Genomic DNA, 1127 nt, shown 5'->3' on the forward strand with positions numbered 1-1127 from the left:
GGAGTTGTTTGCTCAGGTGCGCTCACTGGTGAACACGGCTCGCCGTCAAGGCATTTCTGCCTTCGAGGCTATTTCTCGTGCCCTTACCTCACAGCAGGCTGATTGGCTACTGAGTTGAGCAATTACAAAGGATCTACTTCCCCATGAACCTATCCACCCGGCCCGTATCCCCCTGGACATACCCGTTCATGAGCTGTCGGTACCCCAGCTTTCCCAACCTCTGGACGTTGGAGGGCCTGGGGCTACTATTCATCGTCAAGGTGCCGCCCGAACTGGAGCAGCTGAGCAAATCGACTTACCTGCAGCTGATTCAAACTCGGCTGGACAGAATGATTCAGGACTCCGTCTCGGAAACCTCCCAAATCGAGACGCAACAGAGGTTGGTGACCACCCTCAGCGAATTGGACTGGGCTCAAGAGATTCCGATACTGGAGCCGGACGACGACCTGGTCTTCGCCCTGGAGTATTGGCGGCAACAGTGGGCGGAGACCTTGATTCGGAGCAACTGGCGGTTTCAGGAACGACTCGGCTATTACGGGGGGATCTTTCCGGTAACGCCCGTAACCCCCAGCTATCCAGACTATCTGGACTGGCTGAGCCTACACGACGAGACCACGCTAGAGGCGTGGTTGGCCGAACTGAGCCTGTAGCCGTTCACCCAGAGATCACCATGAATACTCCTCTTTCAACCGGCGAGGCTTACGATGTGCAGCCTCGTCAGGTGGCCTATGTGCCCAAAAGCAAGGGCTTTTCGACTCAGACCCTGATTCCCTTCAACATGGCCAGTGCCGCACAGCAGGCGCTGGAGCGATTCGAGCAGCAGCATGGCGATATCGATGAGTACCTGGCCACTCGCCTGGGCTATGGTTCCGTTTCTGAACTGCACCAGTACTTCAGCGCTGAACAGGTCGATGCCTCCGCCCTGGCGATCAGCAATATCGAGCGGGGGGCGGGTTTCATCACGGGCGACCAGACCGGTATCGGCAAAGGCCGCATCTGCGCCAGCATCATGCGCTACGCCCAGCAGCAGGGAAAGATTGCGCTGTTCATTACCAAGGACAAACCGCTCTACGCCGACATGATGCGCGATGTGGGGGACATTGGGATGCGGCGGTTTTCGCCCTTCA

At 57.6% G+C, this 1127-nt stretch carries 2 protein-coding genes; both read left to right on the plus strand.

The window, feature by feature from the left end; translation table 11 throughout:
- Positions 1-143 precede the first annotated feature (143 nt).
- On the plus strand, positions 144-650 hold the full coding sequence (locus tag ACQ4N7_RS30280; protein ID WP_430715131.1) for a hypothetical protein: 507 nt from the start codon (positions 144-146) through the stop codon (positions 648-650).
- 20 nt (positions 651-670) lie between these two features.
- Positions 671-1127, plus strand: a 457-nt coding sequence (locus ACQ4N7_RS30285; protein ID WP_430715132.1) for a strawberry notch-like NTP hydrolase domain-containing protein, incomplete at its 3' end; no start/stop codon positions are given.

This window comes from Nodosilinea sp. AN01ver1 (assembly GCF_050565655.1).
GTDB lineage: Bacteria > Cyanobacteriota > Cyanobacteriia > Phormidesmidales > Phormidesmidaceae > Nodosilinea.